Consider the following 17,934-nt stretch of genomic DNA (forward strand, 5'->3'; position numbering starts at 1 on the left):
GATTTGGGACCATCATGCGTCAAGACAATGGAGCTAATGCAGGGAATGCACCGCGTGCATATACGTGATCTCGATCTCAACCTGCTGGTCGTATTCGACGCGCTGCTTCGTGAACGAAGCGTGACTCGCGCGGCATCGGAAGTGGGGCTCTCACAGGGCGCAATGAGCCATGCGCTGAACCGTTTACGGGCATTTTTCGAAGACCCGCTGTTCGTCAAGACGCCGGCTGGCATGGAACCGACGCCGAAAGCAACCATGCTCGGCGTATCGATCATTGAAATCATGACGACCTTGCGTCAGGACGTCGTCTCGCAGGCACGCTTTGATCCTTCGACAGCGCGGCGCACATTCGTTCTGTGTATGACCGACATGGGGGAACTGGTCTTCCTGCCGCCGCTGATCCGGCGGCTGCGCAAGGAAGCGCCGAACTGCACGCTGCGATCCGTGCAGGTTCCAATTGAACAGATCGAAGGGCTGCTCGCGTCTGGTGAAGCGGATCTTGCGTTGGGCTCGATCCGTGCCGCGCCCGACGATCTATTCCAGCAGCAGTTGTTTTTGCATTCGTTTGTGACCATGGCCAGCGTGCGGAACACGGCCATCGGCGAATCGATTACGCGCGAACAGTTCGAAACGATGCCACAGATTGTGGTTTCGCTGACTGGGCGAGCCAGCGCGGCGTATGACAGCGCATTCGACGAATACGGAATCACGCGCAACGTATATTTGACGACACCACACTTCCTCGTCGTTCCTCTGTTGATCGCCGAACATCCCGAACTGATCGCAACGGTACCGCTGGAACTTGGAAATACTTTCGCCAGACTCGGTACCGTCAGAATCCTGCCGCCGCCCGTGGCGCTGCCACCCTTTGCGCTCCGTCAACACTGGCATCCACGCTTTCACGACGAACCAGCGAACATCTGGCTTCGCCAACTCATCAAGCGGACTTTCGAGCGTTATCCCGACTTACCGGACGAATAGCGGCCGTTCGCTTTCAAGCCCCTTTAGCAAGATGCCATTACAATTCAGCACTTCGATCTGACGACGGTGATTTGCGCCATGAGATATCTCCTTGCATCGGCACTCGCGGTGGTCGTCGTGGCCGCAAGCACGGCTGCGACAGCCCAAACATCCGGGAGCGGCAATGCACCCACACTGCAGTGCGCCATTGGATATGTCACTGGCGTCGGTGGAGCCGCGCAGAGTTTTCGTGAGTACCTTGCGGCCCCTGACAGAGACAAATATCGCTACCTTGCAGACAATCCGATCCAATGCAAAGTCTCCGACGAGGGTCGCGCGTCTGCCTGTACCGGCGTCACCAACCTTCGGAATGAAAAGGTCAGCGTGTACGACGACGTCGACAGCGAGACGATGGCCGTGGTCGCGCGCGTGGAACTCGACCACGGGACATACCCGGTGATTATCGTCGTGCGAAAGCAGGACGTGAAATGTGAAGAGTGATTGCGGAGCTCGCGGCAGCCTTGCGGTAAAGTTCTGAAGCGAATCGCTTCGCGGCTACGCGGCCACGTTCACTCACTCACGCACAATCACAAATGGCTCCCTTGCTCCCCTCTGCTGGTGCCGTCCTTTTGCTGGTGGATCTTCAGAAAGCGATCGATCATCCAAGCTGGGGGAAGAGAAACAACCCACTTGCCGAGACTCAAATTGCACGTTTGCTCGCCCACTGGCGCAGTAACGGCTGGCCGGTGTGGCACGTTCGGCACGACTCGAAAGAACCCGGCTCACATTATCGGCCGGGGCAAGCCGGACATGACTTCAAGTCAGAGACCGCTCCGGCTGCCGGCGAGCCGGTCATCCCGAAACAGACCAACAATGCCTTTATAGGTACGGATCTGGAAACGAGACTTCGCGCGCAAGGCCATGACACACTCGTAGTAGTCGGCGTCATCACCAATAACTCTGTCGAAGCAACCGTTCGTATGGCCGGCAACCTCGGTTTCTCTACCTACCTCGCGGCCGATTGCTGCTTCACGTTTGATCGAAAGGACTGGAACGGCAACCTGAGAAGCGCGGAAGACGTGCACGCGATGTCGCTTGCCAATCTGGACACGGAATACTGCACCGTTATCACCGCCGCGGCGCTGCTGGACGTGGGCACGTAAACCAGTAATCCGCTCGCGCCCAACGTGGTGCTGGTCGAACGCGAGCGGCGCCGGCATGTCCACGGTCTGAATCCGTGTTGAACGAAACTGTTGGCGTTATCCTCAGTCGGTGAACTCATGAGCACAATGAAATTCGATACCGTCGTACTCGGCGCGGGCATTGTCGGGGTATGCGTCGCCGTCCATCTTCAGAAACGCGGGCACCAGGTTGCGTTGGTCGATCGCAAACTGCCCGGCAACGAGACGTCGTTTGGCAACGCGGGGCTGATCCAGCGTGAAGGCGTGTACCCGTATGCATTTCCGCGCGACCTCGGCACCTTGCTTCGATACGCACGTAACCAGTCGCCTGACGTTCGATACCACGCCAACGCGATGCTCGAGGCCATGCCGTTTCTGTGGCAATACTGGCGCAATTCTCATCCGGCGAAGCATGCGGCGATCGCGAGGTCCTATTCGACGCTGATCGAACATTGTGTGAGCGAACATCGCGCGCTAGCCGCCGATGCCGGCGCGAGCGCGTTATTGCGTCCAATCGGCTGGCTGAAAGTGTTCCGCACCGAAGCGGTCCGCGACAGGGAAACGCGGATTGCCGGGCAGTGGCATCAGGAATACGGCGTCGAGTTCGAGTCGCTCGACGCGGCGCGTCTGCAACAGATGGAGCCCGATCTCGAGCGCAGCTTGATCGGCGGCCTGCGCTACACAGCATCCGATTCCGTGAGCGATCCGAATGCACTGGTGACGGCTTACGCAAAATACTTCGAACAGCTCGGCGGACGTTTTTTCATCGGCGACGCGAATACGTTGCGCGATCATTGGCAGGTCGATACGAACGCGGGCACGACCTCGGCTTCGTCAGCTGTAATCGCGCTGGGGCCGTGGTCGGATCAGGTGAGTTCACGGCTGGGCTATCGCCTGCCGCTGGCTTCCAAGCGCGGTTATCACATGCACTATGGCTCACAGCCAGGAGCGCGTCTGAATCATCCGGTGCTCGATGTCGAAAGCGGATTCTTGCTGGCGCCGATGGCAAAAGGTATCCGGCTGACGACAGGCGCCGAAATCGCGCGGCACGACGCGCCGAAAACACCCAACCAGCTCGCCGCCGTCGAACCGGTTGCACGCAGGCTGTTCCCGTTGGCCGAGCGTCTGGACGCCGAACCGTGGATGGGTCGGCGCCCCTGCACGCCCGACATGATGCCGATCATCGGACCGGCAGAAAATCACAAGGATTTGTGGTTCGCGTTTGGTCACGCGCACCACGGGCTGACGTTAGGTCCCGTGACGGGCCGGTTGATCGCCGAGATGATGACCGGCGAGGAGACGCTTGTGGATCCCCGGCCGTTCAGGGTCGACCGGTTTTAGCGCTGCCCGGTCAAAGCACACAACGCCCGGTGGCACGCAACTCATTTTCAGCGGACGCAAGCGGCAGCATTCGAGTCCTAATTAGAGGTCTTGCCGCTCTTCAAGACTAATCCCGAGCGCTCGCCACATCTGCCAGTGCAAGCCGACAAAAGGATGATCGCGAGTCACAAAGAAATAAATAGCAGCCGCAAGACATAGCGCTGCCACGCTCACGAAGAGTCAGGATCGCCCTGCCAGCACGAATTCGGCCGGTGGTGAATCAGCCACCTGCGGTTGCATCGTCGCCATTGGAGGTTATTCCTAAAGTAGATCGACAGGCATACTGCAATGCGGCACGTCTCAGGTCTACCCACAAGGGGTCTTTGTCTTTCCGAATACCGGTAGACGTCGTCAATGATCAGGCCAGGTGCTTGACCATGAATACCCGCTTTAGACCTTTTTCCTCGGCCCGGTGCGTCTCGGTATAGCCGATGCGAGAGTAAAGCGCGATATTTTCCGTCATGGTCTCGTGGGTGTAGAGCCTGATGACGCGGTAGCCCGCCGCTCTGGCTGAGTACTCAGCGTATTCCAGCAGGCTGCGGCCTAGTCCTGTTCCCTTGGCAGAAGGTGCGACGGCCACGTTGGCCAGCAGCATCGCATCCTGCTCCGGGACGAGTACAAGAATGCCTTGTATGGTGCCTTCCAACTCGACAACATAGACCCTTCCCTCGCCGATCAAGACTTCATAGTCATCCAGCATCGGCCCCGGCGGCCGCCCGATACGGCAGATATAAGGCGAGTAGGCGTCTCGAACGATTTCCTCGATAGCTTGACGGTCGGCAAGAATGGCGGGGCGAGGATCGGGATGCATTGTAATGCTTCGCAAGTATTCGGCTGAAGGCGCGGTCGTGAATATAGTAGCGCTTCCATGTCGAAGGACTCAAGTTGGCCGCATGCTGCCTAAGACGACAACCTGGCGGGTTCTGTCAGATAATCTGCCGTGGAGTATCCGCTTGAAATCCTAACGAGGACGTTGCCATGAGAGTCATTTTCGGCTTGCTCGGTGTCGCTGCATTCGGTGCAGCACTCGGTCCGCTAGGCTGGTTGGCATGGCTTGCCCATACCCATGCGCTAACCACCATCCTGACATATCAACTCGTGATTGCGATCCTGGTTGCCTTACTGATAGGGGCTTTCTGTCTGGCGGCCAATTGCTCCTTGAATCGCCGCTCCCCCCTGTTTCCTGTCGCCCAAACGTCACAGCGCGGGTAGGCAACACGCAGCGAGATAACGGTCACCGACGCAGTTCGCGTGCTGTCACGCAAAGGACGTTGCAAAGGTTTCTGGATCTTCAGTACAGGACGTGTGTCCAGTTCAAATAGCCGTCGTGCGCGGAGGGAGGCACGTCGCTCACTCAATTCGCTCGACAAACTGCGCGCGATCAAATGGCGCCTCGTAGGGATCTGGCCAGAATTCGACCATGCGGGTGATTTTGCCGTGTTCGACCGTAAAGAACGAGATTGCTCTGGCATGCTGGACGCCATCGGTGACAGACACATCCGACACAGCCTCTTTTCCACTCCCGACGATACGATTGATCGTGAAAACCCACGGACCTTGCGCCGGGTATTCTGTGTTGAGTTGAGCAAAATTGGCCGCGCCCCGAATCCGCTCTTTCGATTGGGGCCACTCAAGAACAAAGTCCTGCGCCAGAACCGCCGCGACGGCGTGAAAGTTGTTTGTGGCCATGAGACGCCAGAACTCCTGAACCACATGAGACGCGATCCCAGGAGGAGTAGTCATGATGTTGGATGAAGTCACCGACCGTCTACTCCCATTGCTTTCAACCCCGGAGCGAAAATGCGCCCCCATTGCTTTTGCATTTGTCGCGCCCTTTCCAGCTGAGCACGACTGGCCCACAAATTCGGCAGCAGATCTCGCGTTAAGTCCGGAGAGTGTTCGACGCCCAGATCGGTAAACTTTTGTGCGAGCGCCGGATCACCAAGCGGATCTTTGCGCCCAGTCATATGAGCGATAGAAGCCTGCAGGCCAAGAAGAATCATAGCCGCCGGGTATCCCTGATCGGCCGCCTGCACAGTATCCTTCGGTACTCCACGCCCCATCAGGTAAAAGGTTGAGAGTACTAATTGCGCATCGGCATACCCGTGGTTAGCTGCGTTCTGACAAAGGTCGGCGGCATGCTTCATTTCGGCCGGTATGGCCCAGCCATCGTCGGAAGCTGAGATAGCAGCGAAAAAACACTGAGCTTCGGTCTGTCCTTGCTCGGCAGCTTGCCGAAATAGCCAGGCCGCCTGAGTCCGGTCTTTGGGTGTCCCAACGCCGATCAGGTAAGCGACGCCGAGATCCATTTCCGCATCCGCATCGCCTTGGGCCGCAGCAGCGTAAGCGTGATAGAACGATTGTGACTCATCAGCTGCCTGCCCCACGAGCCCCTGCCACCATTGTCCGCCTTGGGCATCGCTGACAGGCATGATCTGGCGGCTAACAAACATTGTCCTAAGACGTGACCGGGCTGCGGGAAGATTTTGCTCTGCAGCTTTCCGGTACCAGACCACTGCTTCGGTCTCGTTTTTTTTCACACCCCGACCAGCCTCGTAGCTCTGTCCGACCTGGTATTCGCCAAGCGCATTACCCTGGTCAGCCGCTTTACGGAACCACACAAACGCCTGAGCGAAGTCCCTGGATGGGCCGATCACGTAAAGGAGCCCACGCATAACCTGGCTGTTGGCATCGTCCTGCTTTACCTGCTGACGCATTGACGAATTACCCGCGTTGTTCGTGTGAAGTTGGGCACAGCCGCCCGCCATAGCAACCGCAATCACCAGTCCCGCAATCGTGCGGCAAGAATTCCACATGTCTCTTTGCGCCATTGAAATCACGATCTGGAATCTGCGTTAATCCACTTATTGTCGCCGATTCGTCCGGCGAGGTCGCCTTCTAAAGCGCGAACATTCTGCTGTGCCCATGACGCGGCCGATATGATCGTAAGACGCTCATTAAGCAATGCCCCGTCAGGGAGTGGGCGACTCACAGAGGCTACGTGTCCCTGTTCGCTCATCAATGCCCCTCATGCCTGTCCAGCACGCGCACATAAGATGCAGCCAACAGCGCAACCAGAGAGGAAAGCAGCATCAGGCAAAGCGGTGCGTAAGCCGCGTTGTTCTCTGTCAGCACGGCTCCCGTCATTGAAGAAAGAGCAGAACCGCCAGCAATGGTCATCGCGCCGGCCAAACCAGAAGCACTTCCCGCCAGATCCGGCCGCACCGAGACTGCGCCGGCATGGGCGCAAGGATTTGATAGGCCATTGCCAACGCCGACCAGCATGCAAGGGCCGAACAGCGCTATCGCATGTTTGGCTCCGGCGAGGAACAGCACCAATCCGATCACGGGACCGGCGCAAGCAACAATGCGTCCTGCCGTCATGGTCGTGGCGAGCCGATAGCGTCCGGCGTAACGACCGGACAGGAAGCTGCCAAGCATGAAACCGGCAGTGATGGAGCCCATGTACAAGCCGAGCGTTGCCGGAGGCACCTCGAACGCCTCTTTCGCGGCCAATGGCGCACCGGCCAAAAAGGCATAGAACGTACCCGTTGAGAACGCCATGCACAACGCATAGGCCCAGAAACGACGCTCGCGGAAAAGCGCCGGATAGGCCCGAAGCTGCTGCCTGATGGTGTTCGATGGATACTTGTTAGTCTCGCCGAGGCCAAACCAGCACACGGCAAACAGTGCGATGCCGGCAAGGGCGAGGCCCCAGAAGATCGTACGCCAGCCGCTGGTTTCATCGAGAATGCCGCCGACCGTCGGGCCGAGCATCGGGGCGAGCGCCGCTGCCATCGCAGCGTAGCCGATCCGACTCGCTGCCCGCTCCTTCCCGGTCATATCCCTGATAGCGGCCATCGACACCGGATAACAGGATGTGATTGGAGCCTGAAGCAAGCGGAAAGCCAGAAAAGCCCAGATATTGGCCGCCAGCGCGCAGCCGAGTGACCCGACCACGAATACGACCAGGCTCGTCAGTACAATCGGCCGCCGCCCGAAGCGATCCGACAGCGGCCCCATGATCAATTCCAGCGTGGCGGCGACGGTTGCGTATCCTGCCAACGATAAGCTCACGAGCGCGTAGTCGGCGTGAAAGTCCAAAGCAATGTTCGGCAGCGAAGGCAGGAATATGCTCAATGGCAGCACGGAGAGTGCGCACAGCAGAATCAGGGTGGAGAGCCTGGGAGGCGATGGTGTGGAAGTCATCGGCATTTCCGATCGAAAGCAACGTTGCTTAGGACAAAAAAAGCCCCCGAACGTGTCGGGGGCGCATGGGGGCGGCCAGGTGCCGCTATCGGACCATGCGCCAACTTCCTACTACGATGGTAAATCTCGCATTCATGCTGGAATTCTCCTAGTCATCATCGGTGATATCAGGCGGCATGCTTTGGCCATGTCAACGGCTCGTAGTCGACACTCATTCGCTGCTGGTCCACTCCACGTTTGCGCCCACTGAGCGCAAATTTTCCACAAAATTTGGATGTGCACGGCGGATCGGCAGCGCATTCATGATTTCCGAACGCCCCTCGATACTCGCGGCGACCATGAGCAGCGCGATTGCCACGCGAATAATGTACGGACTCTCGACTTTCGCGGCGCTCAACGGAAGCCCGCCGAACGTGATCAGACGATGAGGGTCCGACAGGAACACATGCGCGCCGAACTTGGACAGTTCAACGGACCAGCCCATTGCCCCGTCATATACCTTGTTCCAGAACATCGCACTGCCTTCGGCCTTAACGCCAAGCGCAATGAAAATGGGCAGCAGATCGACAGGTAGATAGGGCCACGGCGCCGCTTCCACCTTGGTGAGAATATTCTGGGTAAAAGGCCGCCGCACTCGCAGCGGACCTTCCCGAACGGCGTGCGACCAGCCATCCCGGTGCACCACCTCCACGCCGAACTTCGCGAAGGTTCGGTCGATAAGCGGGAACTGCTCAGGCGCGGTGTTTTTGACCGCGATGTCGCCACCGGTGATTGCACCAAGCGCGAGAAAAGTTGCGATCTCGTGGAAATCCTCGCTGAAACGAAATTCGCCGCCACTGAGTTTGTGGCCGCCCTCTACGCTCAGGCGCGATGTGCCAATGCCGTCAATCGGGACGCCCAGCTTTGCCAGAAAACGGCAAAACTCCTGCACGTGCGGTTCCGATGCTGCATTAACTAACGTCGACGTGCCATGGGCCGACGCCGCGCATAGCACGAAGTTCTCGGTGGTGGTGACCGATGCATAGTCCAGCCAATGCTGATTTGCGACCAATTGAGTGGCTGCGCGCACGATGAGCGAGTCGGCAGTGCGCTCAATGCCCGCGCCGAAGCGCTCGAAGACCTCAACGTGCGGATCTATCTCGCGTACGCCTAGCGTACAACCCTTTACATCGTTTTCCAGACGTGCAACGCCGAAACGCGCCAGCAACGGTGGCACCAGCATGATCGAAGAGCGCATCTCCTCGGGCAACCTGTGCGCGACCGGATCGAATGCAGTCGCGTGGTGATGCAGATCGAGGATACCGGTGGTGAAATCCATCGACACGCGGCTGCCGAGCATGCGAAAGATCTCAAGGATCTTCTTGACGTCGGTGATATCAGGTACGCCGATGAGACGTAGCGGCTGATCGGTAAGCAGCGTGGCACAAAGCACGGGCAGCACAGCATTCTTGTTGGCGGATGGCACGATCTGGCCGCGTAACGGCAGGCCGCCATGTACGATCAGGTTGGACATGTTGGGCGAAGGCGCATGAATTAGGGAGCGAGGTTAACATCATGCCATTGGACAGCATACGGAAGATAGTTCGAGATTACGTCTCTTTTCCTCGATCCAGGACAGCGCTGACACAGCAATGCGTTAGCGGCAGAAAAGCGCCGGCGCATCGCTGTGCAACCGCGAACCCTTACTGTTTCAGCAGCTTCACAATGGTCAGCGTTCCATCCACATTTTCGACTCGTACCTTGACCTTTTCACCCTCCTTCGCCTCTTTGACCATCGACGCATCCTTGGCCTTGTAGGCCATCGTCATCGCCGACATCCCGATGTTCTTCAGCTCGCCGTGCTGAAGCGTCACCATGCCGGTCGACGGGTTCACCTTCTTGACGACCGCGTCGGTGAGCGCGGCGTTGTTCTGTGCCCCGGCATCCGTTGCACTGCTGTTCATCTTCATGCCGGCCATATCGTCCGCCGCTATCGCCGCGCCGGCGAACGTAAGACCGGTACAGACCATAGCCGTCAGGGTGATCAACTTCTTCATCGGTTTTCTCCAGAGTGAGTGTGCGGCACAAGCGTGCCATGGGGTACTACATGAGGTTGAAGCGTTTCTTGCGTGTCTGCTTTCATGCGCGTAACGCGGCGGCGCTGCAGCAACAGCCAGGCGGCCGGAATGATGAGCATGGACAGGAGCGGCGCGGTCACCATGCCGCCAACCATCGGCGCGGCGATGCGTTGCATGACTTCGGAGCCGGAACCATGGCCCAGCATGATCGGGATGAGGCCCGCCAGGACAACCGCGACCGTCATCGCCTTGGGTCTCACCCGCAGAACCGCGCCTTCGCGGATAGCATCGACAAGCGTCTCCTCGGTAAAGGGCTCCCCTTCCTCAAGCCGACGGTTAAGTGCGCCCTTCAGATACAGCAGCATCACGACACCGAATTCGGCCGCCACACCGGACAACGCGATGAATCCCACTGCCGTGGCAACGGACACTGCGTGTCCGAGCATCCAGATCAACCAGAACCCTCCCACGAGGGCAAATGGCACCGTCGACATCAGCAATAGCGCGTCGGCCGCCGAGTTGAAGGTCAGGAAGAGCAATACAAAAATGACGACGAGCGTCACAGGAATCACCGTTCGCAGCTTCGCAGCCGCGCGCTCCAGATACTCGAACTGACCCGACCACGCGATGGAATAGCCGGGTGGCAGGACAACCTGTTGCGCAACCGCGATCTGCATCGCCTTCACAGCCGATTGCAAGTCGGTATCGCGAATGTCAACGTAGACGTAGCCTGATAGCCGGGCGTTCTCGCTGCGAATCATCGGCGGGCCATCGGAGATTCTGACCGTGGCCACATCTCCCAGCGTGATCTGCGCGCCGCGGTCCGTGACGACCGGCAACTGGCGTATGTTGTCGACCGAGTCCCGGATCTCCCGTGGATAGCGGATGTTGATTGGAAAGCGCTCGCGACCCGCGATCACCTCGCCAACGTTATCGCCACCCACGGCAGTCGACACGACGGACTGGATGTCGGTCACCGACAGACCATAGCGGGCAGCCGCGAGGCGGTCGATGTCGACGTCGATGTAGTGACCGCCGTTCAGGCGTTCCGCCAAGGCTGACGTGACACCCGGCACGTTCTTCAGGACGGACTCGACCTGCGTGGCGATCCTGTCGATCTGCCCGAGGTCCGCGCCGGAGATTTTCACCCCGACGGGCGTCTTGATGCCGGTCGACAACATGTCCAGGCGATTGCGAATCGGCGGCACCCAAACGTTCGACAGGCCCGGAATCTTTACCCGCGCGTCGAGTTCATCCACCAGCTTCTCCGGCGTCATGCCCGGCCGCCATTCGCTGCGCGGTTTGAACTGGATGGTGGTTTCGAACATTTCGAACGGCGCGGGATCGGTCGCGGTATCGGCACGTCCCGATTTGCCGAACACGGTCTTCACTTCAGGAACCGTCTTGATGAGGCGGTCCGTTTGCTGCAGCAGTTCGGCGGCTTTATCTGCGGAGATGCCGGGTAACGCAGTCGGCATGTAAAGCAGGTCGCCTTCATCGAGCGGCGGCATGAATTCGCCCCCGAGCCGCGACACGGGAATCACCGTGATGGCGAGCGCTAGCACTGCCAGCCCGATTGCCACCCACGGCCGGCGCAGCGTCGCTTCGAGCAATGGACGGTAAAGCCGGATCAGCACCCGGTTGATTGGATTCGCATTCTCATGCGGGATCCGGCCGCGGATCAGATAGCCCATCAGGACCGGCACGAGCGTGACGGACAACCCGGCGGCAGCGGCAATCGTGTAGGTCTTGGTGAACGCGAGTGGCGCAAACAGCTTGCCTTCCTGGCCTTCGAGCGAGAACACCGGAATGAACGACAGGGTGATGATCAGCAGCGAAAAGAACAGCGCCGGCCCAACCTCGGCGGCAGACTGCGCGATCAGTTCCCACCGCTGGGCGGTCGTAATCGGCGTATCGGGGTGCTTGTGGTCGTACGCCTCCAGATGCTTGTGAGCGTTCTCGATCATCACAATGGCTGCATCGATCATCGCGCCTATCGCGATCGCAATACCGCCCAACGACATCAGGTTTGCATTGACGCCCTGATAGCGCATCACGATGAATGCGGCCAGCACGCCGAGCGGCAGTGACAGGATCGCGACGAACGCACTGCGCAGGTGAAACAGGAAAACCGCGCAGACTAATCCGACAATGATGAACTCCTCGATGAGTTTGTCCTTGAGGTTGTCGACTGCGCGTTCGATGAGTTGCGAGCGGTCATAGGTGGTAACGACCTCGACGCCCGGCGGCAGAGACTTCTTCAGATCGGCGAGCTTCGCCTTGACCGCTTCGATGGTCGTCAGCGCGTTCTTTCCCGAGCGCATCACGATCACCCCGCCAGCCACTTCGCCTTCACCATTCAGTTCGGCAATGCCACGGCGCATTTCAGGCCCAATCTGAATGCGGGCGACGTCGCCAAGCAATACGGGGGTCCCGGCGCCGTTCGTGCGCAACACGATGTTGCGGAAATCATCGAGCGAGTGCAGATAGCCCGATGACCGGACCATGTATTCGGACTCGGCCAGTTCAACCACTGAACCGCCCGATTCCTGGTTCGCCTTGCCGATCGCATCCGCGACGGTAGCCTGTGTGATGCCGTAGGCGCGCAGCTTGTCCGGATCCAGAACGACCTGGTATTGCTGCACCATGCCGCCGATGCTGGCCACCTCCGAAACGTCCGGCACCGATTTCAGCTCGAACTTCAGAAACCAGTCGTTCAAGGCGCGGAGCTGCCCAAGGTCGTGCTTGCCCGTGCGATCGACCAGTGCGTATTCGTAGACCCAGCCAACACCGGTTGCATCAGGTCCGAGTGAGACAGTCGCGCCCGGGGGCAAACGGCTCTGCACCTGGTTCAGGTATTCGAGCACGCGCGAGCGGGCCCAATACTGGTCCGTCTTGTCATCGAATAGCACATAGACGAACGCATCCCCGAACGACGAATAGGCGCGGATGGTGGTGGCGCCCGGCACGCCGAGCAATGTTGTCGTAAGCGGGTACGTCACCTGGTCTTCGACGACCTGGGGCGCCTTGCCTGGATACGATGCCTTGATGATGACCTGCGTGTCGGACAGATCCGGCAGTGCGTCGAGCGGCGTCTGGGTCAGCGAATACACGCCCCACGCGGTGACGAGCACCGTCGCGAGCAGCACAAGGAAGCGGTTGTAAATCGACCAGCGAATGACGCGTGCAATCATTTCGCGCCTCCGACCGGTTCGACCTGCGTCAACTGGTAGCCGTCATCGGACGGCTTGAAGACGAAATGCACGGACTCGCCCACCTTGACGTCCGGAAAGGCCTTCGGAGACGGCTTGCCGAAGGTCATGGTCATTGCACCCCAGCCCAGCGCCGGCACGGGCTGATGCGAGAACGTGATGTCGCTGGCGGTGACTTGTTCGACCTTGCCGGTCGTTTCGTAGGTCTGCGCAACAGCGGGGGCGGAAGCAGAAGAAGGTACAGATGCCGATACCCCAGATGCCACGCTTCCGTCGAGTTTCGGCAGCACGGATGTCAGGCTCGCTTCCGAGTCGATCAGGAACTGGCCCGATGCGACAACCTGCTGACCCGCGGTCAGCCCGCTTGTCACTTCGGTGTTGTCACCGCTATCGTTACCGACGGTGACCTGAACAGGCTGCAGCCGGCCATCGCCATTCCTGACGATGACGATCGAGCGCTTGCCGGTGGTGATCACCGCTTCGGACGGCACAAGCAGCCGCGAGACCGGCTTCGCTCCGCTGACCCGTGCACGCATCAGCATGCCGGGCGTCAGCTTCAGCCCGGCGTTATCGATTTCGAGGCGCGCCTGCAGCGTCCGGCTGTCCGCACTGATGCCCGGCAGAATTTCACGGATGTGGCCGCTAAAGTGTTGTGAAGCGTCGCCAGCGAACGTCGCGTCGACCATCATGCCGGGCTGCACCTGCAATGCGAGCGACTCAGGTATCTCGACGATCAGCCACAGCTTCGAAAGACCCGCGATCTTGGCGAGCGTTTGTCCCGGCGACACCATCGCGCCATCGCGAACATTGAGTTCCGTCAGCACGCCGGCTTCCTGGGCGAATAACGTAACGTGGGTCTGCGCCTTGCCGGTTCGCTCGAGGCTCGCAATGAGGCCGTCCGGAATCGACAACGCCTGCATGCGCGCGCGGGCTGCAGCAAGCAGGCCGGCATCCATGCCCCCACGTTTGAGCGCAAGGTACTCTTCCTGGGGCGCCAGCCAGTCGGGAACGAACAGCGACGCAATCGGCGCTCCCTTCGCGACACGTTGCATCGGCGCGCTGGCGTACAGGCGGTCGATATAGCCGGTCACCCGCGACTGGACGACATCTGCCATCGACTCATCGAACTGGGTGGTTCCGATCGCGTCGAAACCTTCGGCGGTGTCCCGCCGGACCACCGTCGCGTATCGGATGCCAAGATTCTGTTGAAGCGTGGCGTCGACCTTGATCCCGTTTGAACCGCCTTCGTCAGCGAAAACGGGCTGAAGCGCCATGTTCATGAAGGGCGATTTGCCGGGCTTGTCGAAGTGCTGGTTGGGCACCATCGGATCGTGCCAATAGAGCACTTTGCGACCCGTCTTTGCGTCGACCTTATCTCCGGGTGCGGATGGCGTCGCGGCCGCGGCTGACGCCATGGGTGCATCCGTTGCCGCGCGACGGGTGCCGATCACGTAGCCGGCGCCTAGCAGCACGGCCGCAGCGAACACTGCTGCAGCCGCGCGTACGATCAGTTTCTGGTTCATGTTTTTCTCTTTACTGGCCGGAGGTCAGATCGGGCGGCAAAACCTGGTATTCCAGCTGCGCCCAGACGAGGGAAACGTCGCGTTCAAGGTTCAACACCTGAAGGTCCGCTTCGAGCTGTGTGTGTCTCGCGTCCAACGCATCAGCGAGCGTGCCGGCACCCGATCGGTACGCGGCATTGGCCAGTTGCACTTTCTGTTCGGCCGAGGGAAGAACGGCTTGTTTCGCATTGGCCAGACGTTCCCGGCCACTGGCGAGCTTTGCCGTCAGACTCTGGATATCAGCCACCACCTGCCGCTCGGTGTCTTCATAAGTCAGCCGCGCTTGCGTACCCATCTCGGACTTTTGCTCGACGTCGCGGTCTTCGACGTTCCTGCGATGGATCGGCAACGGAATGGAGACACCTACCGAGACATAATCCGGAAACTGGCCGCCGCTCTTGAAGTAGGTCAGCCCCCAGGTCCAGTTCGGGTTCCTGTTGCTTCGGGTAACGTCCGTGTCGGCGTCGGCCAGCGAGATGGCTGCACGCGCCGCGATCAACGCTGGCTGGACCTGGGCAAGTTGCTCGACGCTCAAACTGGACACGTTTGACTGGAGCTCCGGCAGGGTACCGGCAACTTCCAGCACGTTGCCCGCCGCCGTCCAGCGCGACAGCGCAATCAACGCGGTCTTCTCGTCTTGCCGCGCATTGATCAGTTCATCACGCGCATTCCCGAGCGTCAGGTTGGCCTGAGCGACATCGACCGCCGTCCCTTTTGCACCACGATAAGACGCCTGCCTTGCCGTCAGTTCCTCGCTCAGATGGTCAACCAGTGCCTGGCTCAGGGCGACGGCCTTTTTTGCATAGATGGCGTTCAGCCACGCCATGGCCGCTTGCTGACGGACCTCGGCCACCTTTTCAAGGTACGTCGATTTGTCCCGCTCTACAGCACGATTGGCGAGCGTTGTCTGCAGCCGGCGCTTTTCCGGCGACACCCATTCCTGCTGGATGCCGATGCCGCGCATCGTGAAATTGTCCTGGCCGATGGTGAAGGCATTGGGTCCATTGATGGGCAGGTCCTGGACACTCAGATTCAGCGTGGGGTTGGGCAGTTGCCCGGCTTTGACAACCACGTCCGAACTTCCGCGGATCGAGGCTTGCGCAGCCTGGATCGAGGACGAGCGGCTAGTGGCAATTTGCAGTGCCTCGTCGAGCGTCAAACCCGCATTCTGGGCGTGCGCCGCGCGGCCAGCCAACAGGCCGAATGCGAAAAAGACGGCACATGAGCGAGCCCAGGCGCGCCGGGATGCCGGCGTGCCGATGATGGAAAGCATGTTCTAACCTCGAATGGTCGAGCCGCGTATAGCCGCGCGAGCGGACACACGAACTCACGCCCCGGAACGGGACGACATCACCGCGCAAAAGCGGTGAACCAGAACGATAGAGTTAGAGGGACTGCGGTGGACGCCAGAGGCCATCCGGCTCGCGGATGGAGAGCGACTGCGCGTAGTGGAAGCTGACGGGGACAAACGACCCGGCGGGTCGAGTCACGGTGGGAGAAGAAACGGGGTGATAGAGGCTACCCATCTGACACTGGGCGCTCACCTTGCACAGCGATACCTTCGACTTGCCGTGTTCGCTGGACGTTGGGCTCATTGAATCGCAGCCGGGCATATCAGCCGACATGGCCGCCGTGTCACCGGCCATGGTGGATTCCATCGGGCACGGTCCAGTCGTGCCGCTCGCTGCCAGCCCACTCAGGGGCAGCATCGCACACAGCAGCAAGACGAGGAGTGTCCGCAGAATTTTCATCGCAGCAAGTATAGCGCAGCCATTTCAATCTGATTGGCGGCTTTTTTTCGCTCAGGGGTTGGTTCTTGCCTGGATGATTGACCTTCCCATTGGGGGAAGGTCAAGTCTTTTATGGAAAAGGTCGTGATGAGTAGAAGGGCCATTTAAAGACATCTTCTTATGCGCACCTTCAGGTTTACTTCATGTCGTGCTCGACGAGAAAAATCGACATCGCCTCACGCAACGTCCGCGCTTTCTCCCGCAAGCTTGCCGACGCCGAAGCGACACCCCTTACGTGCTGAACATCGCGCTCCAGCATCGCATCCATCTTGCCCATGCCCTGACTGAACCGGTCGACATCGTGGCTCTGGGCGTCACTTGATGCGCTGATATTTTCGATCAACCTGGCGACGTCTCCCACATTGCCGACAACGTGCCGCATGGCCGTACCGGCCCGTGTTGCGAGCGTCGAGCCATGCTCGACGCGCTGCAAAGAATCGCCAATCAGGGTTTTGATTTCGCGCGCGGCGCTGGCGCTCCGATGGGCGAGCGTACGCACCTCCTCGGCCACTACCGAGAAACCCCGTCCGTGGCTACCCGCACGCGCCGCTTCGACAGACGCGTTGAGCGCGAGGAGGTTGGTCTGAAATGCGATGCTCTCGATCATCGCGATCATGTCGCCCATCCGATGCACAGCCTGATTGATCTCGTTCATCTTGTCGACGACTTCGCCGACAACCTGTTCACTTTGCTGTACCGAGGTTGAGGTCTGCCGCGCAAGGCTATTCGCGGATGCCGCATGTTCCGCGCTTTCTCTGACCCGTTGCGCGATCTGCTCCATCGCCATATTGGTTGCGTTGAGCGTTTCGGCTTGCGTGGTGAATTCCTGCGACAAGGTGTGGTTTTCGGCTGCGATGTTGTCCGATGAAGCCGCCATCTGGTCGATCGTCATGGTGATTTCGCGCATCGCATCGTGGATGGCGCTGAGTGTGTCCTTGAAGGTGCGGCTGCTGCTCCCCTTGAGCGTCATGGGCGGAAGGCGCAGGTCGAATTGACCCGCTTGCCGTGAAAGGTTCTCGCCAAGAACGGCGAGTTCCCGGCCCGTTTGTGCATCGGCTTTCATATGCCGCGCAATGAAGATCAGCAAGCCGGCCTGAGCAACCACGTAAGCCGCATGCAGCAACACGGTCGACCACGCGGGCGTGGTGAAGCAATAGGCATCCAATCCGGCAAGCTGGAGATAGTTGAACGTGAAGTGGTGCACCGCGATGACGCAGGCGGCACAGAGGATCGGTCGCCAGTCGCGATAGGCCAGCAGGAACGACATCAGCACAAAGATGCCAAAGTGCAATTCGGTGAGGCCGTGCTCCTGATGAATCTGCAACGCAGCGAATGTCATCAGACTGGCGGCCAGGAAAAGGCGCGTCACCAGTGCGCCTGCACGCCAGTAAGTCAGCATCGACGCGACGGCGACAGTAGGCAATCCGACCCACAGTACGGCGTGCAAATTGTAGTCGCGTGTCGCCAACAGGCAGGAGATCGCGAACAGTCCCCATACGACAACAATCATGAGCCTGTCGGCCTTCACATAAACCGTGTGCAACAACTCGTCTGGCTGTTTCATGCGGGGTCTCTCTCAGGTA

General features: G+C 59.6%; 16 protein-coding genes. 5 read left to right on the plus strand and 11 right to left on the minus strand.

Annotation, left to right across the window (positions count from 1 at the left end):
- Positions 1 to 45: 45 nt before the first annotated feature.
- The 4 genes from PQR40_RS03165 (at position 46) to PQR40_RS03180 (ending at position 3,482) form a co-directional block, all read left to right on the plus strand.
- Entirely contained in the window at positions 46 to 981 is a 936-nt protein-coding gene (locus PQR40_RS03165; protein ID WP_408224401.1) for a LysR family transcriptional regulator, read from the plus strand.
- Between the two features lie 78 nt (positions 982 to 1,059).
- Positions 1,060 to 1,461: a hypothetical protein gene (locus tag PQR40_RS03170; protein ID WP_408334451.1), complete on the plus strand. Its 402-nt coding sequence runs from the start codon at positions 1,060 to 1,062 to the stop codon at positions 1,459 to 1,461.
- A gap of 92 nt (positions 1,462 to 1,553) precedes the next feature.
- Positions 1,554 to 2,123, plus strand: coding sequence for a cysteine hydrolase family protein (locus tag PQR40_RS03175; protein WP_408224407.1), 570 nt, complete (start codon positions 1,554 to 1,556; stop codon positions 2,121 to 2,123).
- 126 nt (positions 2,124 to 2,249) lie between these two features.
- The gene (locus PQR40_RS03180) at positions 2,250 to 3,482 is read left to right on the plus strand and encodes an NAD(P)/FAD-dependent oxidoreductase (protein ID WP_408334598.1); all 1,233 of its coding nucleotides are present in this window, start codon (positions 2,250 to 2,252) and stop codon (positions 3,480 to 3,482) included.
- A gap of 397 nt (positions 3,483 to 3,879) precedes the next feature.
- On the opposite strand, the gene PQR40_RS03185 is transcribed toward PQR40_RS03180, so the two are convergent.
- Positions 3,880 to 4,332: a GNAT family N-acetyltransferase gene (locus tag PQR40_RS03185; RefSeq protein ID WP_408224410.1), complete on the minus strand. Its 453-nt coding sequence runs from the start codon at positions 4,330 to 4,332 to the stop codon at positions 3,880 to 3,882.
- Positions 4,333 to 4,499: 167 nt separating this feature from the next.
- Between PQR40_RS03185 and PQR40_RS03190 the strand changes: the two genes are divergently transcribed.
- Positions 4,500 to 4,733: a hypothetical protein gene (locus PQR40_RS03190; RefSeq protein ID WP_408224413.1), complete on the plus strand. Its 234-nt coding sequence runs from the start codon at positions 4,500 to 4,502 to the stop codon at positions 4,731 to 4,733.
- Between the two features lie 138 nt (positions 4,734 to 4,871).
- Here PQR40_RS03190 and PQR40_RS03195 read toward each other — a convergent pair whose 3' ends face one another.
- The 10 genes from PQR40_RS03195 to PQR40_RS03240 all read right to left on the minus strand — a co-directional run bounded on the left by PQR40_RS03195 (position 4,872) and on the right by PQR40_RS03240 (position 17,915).
- Entirely contained in the window at positions 4,872 to 5,264 is a 393-nt protein-coding gene (locus PQR40_RS03195; RefSeq protein WP_408388480.1) for a nuclear transport factor 2 family protein, read from the minus strand.
- 14 nt (positions 5,265 to 5,278) lie between these two features.
- Complete coding sequence (locus PQR40_RS03200) at positions 5,279 to 6,352, minus strand: tetratricopeptide repeat protein (protein ID WP_408508400.1); 1,074 nt, start codon at positions 6,350 to 6,352, stop codon at positions 5,279 to 5,281.
- Positions 6,353 to 6,539: 187 nt separating this feature from the next.
- On the minus strand, positions 6,540 to 7,730 hold the full coding sequence (locus PQR40_RS03205; protein ID WP_408508457.1) for a multidrug effflux MFS transporter: 1,191 nt from the start codon (positions 7,728 to 7,730) through the stop codon (positions 6,540 to 6,542).
- 211 nt (positions 7,731 to 7,941) lie between these two features.
- Positions 7,942 to 9,243, minus strand: a complete 1,302-nt coding sequence (locus tag PQR40_RS03210) for a UDP-N-acetylglucosamine 1-carboxyvinyltransferase (RefSeq protein ID WP_408224416.1) — start codon at positions 9,241 to 9,243, stop codon at positions 7,942 to 7,944.
- A gap of 169 nt (positions 9,244 to 9,412) precedes the next feature.
- Positions 9,413 to 9,766: a copper-binding protein gene (locus PQR40_RS03215; protein ID WP_408508401.1), complete on the minus strand. Its 354-nt coding sequence runs from the start codon at positions 9,764 to 9,766 to the stop codon at positions 9,413 to 9,415.
- Positions 9,763 to 12,981, minus strand: coding sequence for an efflux RND transporter permease subunit (locus PQR40_RS03220; protein WP_408508402.1), 3,219 nt, complete (start codon positions 12,979 to 12,981; stop codon positions 9,763 to 9,765). The genes PQR40_RS03215 and PQR40_RS03220 overlap by 4 nt, the downstream gene beginning before the upstream one ends.
- Positions 12,978 to 14,522, minus strand: a complete 1,545-nt coding sequence (locus tag PQR40_RS03225) for an efflux RND transporter periplasmic adaptor subunit (protein WP_408334460.1) — start codon at positions 14,520 to 14,522, stop codon at positions 12,978 to 12,980. Before PQR40_RS03225 ends, PQR40_RS03220 begins: the two co-directional genes overlap by 4 nt.
- A 10-nt stretch (positions 14,523 to 14,532) precedes the next feature.
- Positions 14,533 to 15,834, minus strand: a complete 1,302-nt coding sequence (locus PQR40_RS03230) for a TolC family protein (RefSeq protein WP_408334463.1) — start codon at positions 15,832 to 15,834, stop codon at positions 14,533 to 14,535.
- Between the two features lie 112 nt (positions 15,835 to 15,946).
- Positions 15,947 to 16,312 carry a hypothetical protein gene (locus tag PQR40_RS03235; RefSeq protein WP_408224431.1) on the minus strand — a complete coding sequence of 122 codons (366 nt, stop codon included), beginning with the start codon at positions 16,310 to 16,312 and terminating at the stop codon, positions 15,947 to 15,949.
- A 175-nt stretch (positions 16,313 to 16,487) separates the two neighbouring features.
- On the minus strand, positions 16,488 to 17,915 hold the full coding sequence (locus PQR40_RS03240; protein ID WP_408224434.1) for a methyl-accepting chemotaxis protein: 1,428 nt from the start codon (positions 17,913 to 17,915) through the stop codon (positions 16,488 to 16,490).
- Between the last annotated feature and the right edge of the window lie 19 nt (positions 17,916 to 17,934).

The organism is Paraburkholderia sediminicola, assembly GCF_046026855.1.
In the GTDB taxonomy this organism is placed as follows: Bacteria; Pseudomonadota; Gammaproteobacteria; order Burkholderiales; family Burkholderiaceae; genus Paraburkholderia; species Paraburkholderia sediminicola_A.

Coding starts and splice junctions, on each gene's coding strand:
- PQR40_RS03165 (WP_408224401.1), top strand. CDS start 46: ATGCACCGCGTGCATATACGTGATCTCGATCTCAACCTGCTGGTCGTA.
- PQR40_RS03170 (WP_408334451.1), top strand. CDS start 1,060: ATGAGATATCTCCTTGCATCGGCACTCGCGGTGGTCGTCGTGGCCGCA.
- PQR40_RS03175 (WP_408224407.1), top strand. CDS start 1,554: ATGGCTCCCTTGCTCCCCTCTGCTGGTGCCGTCCTTTTGCTGGTGGAT.
- PQR40_RS03180 (WP_408334598.1), top strand. CDS start 2,250: ATGAAATTCGATACCGTCGTACTCGGCGCGGGCATTGTCGGGGTATGC.
- PQR40_RS03185 (WP_408224410.1), bottom strand. CDS start 4,332: ATGCATCCCGATCCTCGCCCCGCCATTCTTGCCGACCGTCAAGCTATC.
- PQR40_RS03190 (WP_408224413.1), top strand. CDS start 4,500: ATGAGAGTCATTTTCGGCTTGCTCGGTGTCGCTGCATTCGGTGCAGCA.
- PQR40_RS03195 (WP_408388480.1), bottom strand. CDS start 5,264: ATGACTACTCCTCCTGGGATCGCGTCTCATGTGGTTCAGGAGTTCTGG.
- PQR40_RS03200 (WP_408508400.1), bottom strand. CDS start 6,352: ATGGCGCAAAGAGACATGTGGAATTCTTGCCGCACGATTGCGGGACTG.
- PQR40_RS03205 (WP_408508457.1), bottom strand. CDS start 7,730: ATGACTTCCACACCATCGCCTCCCAGGCTCTCCACCCTGATTCTGCTG.
- PQR40_RS03210 (WP_408224416.1), bottom strand. CDS start 9,243: ATGTCCAACCTGATCGTACATGGCGGCCTGCCGTTACGCGGCCAGATC.
- PQR40_RS03215 (WP_408508401.1), bottom strand. CDS start 9,766: ATGAAGAAGTTGATCACCCTGACGGCTATGGTCTGTACCGGTCTTACG.
- PQR40_RS03220 (WP_408508402.1), bottom strand. CDS start 12,981: ATGATTGCACGCGTCATTCGCTGGTCGATTTACAACCGCTTCCTTGTG.
- PQR40_RS03225 (WP_408334460.1), bottom strand. CDS start 14,522: ATGAACCAGAAACTGATCGTACGCGCGGCTGCAGCAGTGTTCGCTGCG.
- PQR40_RS03230 (WP_408334463.1), bottom strand. CDS start 15,834: ATGCTTTCCATCATCGGCACGCCGGCATCCCGGCGCGCCTGGGCTCGC.
- PQR40_RS03235 (WP_408224431.1), bottom strand. CDS start 16,312: ATGAAAATTCTGCGGACACTCCTCGTCTTGCTGCTGTGTGCGATGCTG.
- PQR40_RS03240 (WP_408224434.1), bottom strand. CDS start 17,915: ATGAAACAGCCAGACGAGTTGTTGCACACGGTTTATGTGAAGGCCGAC.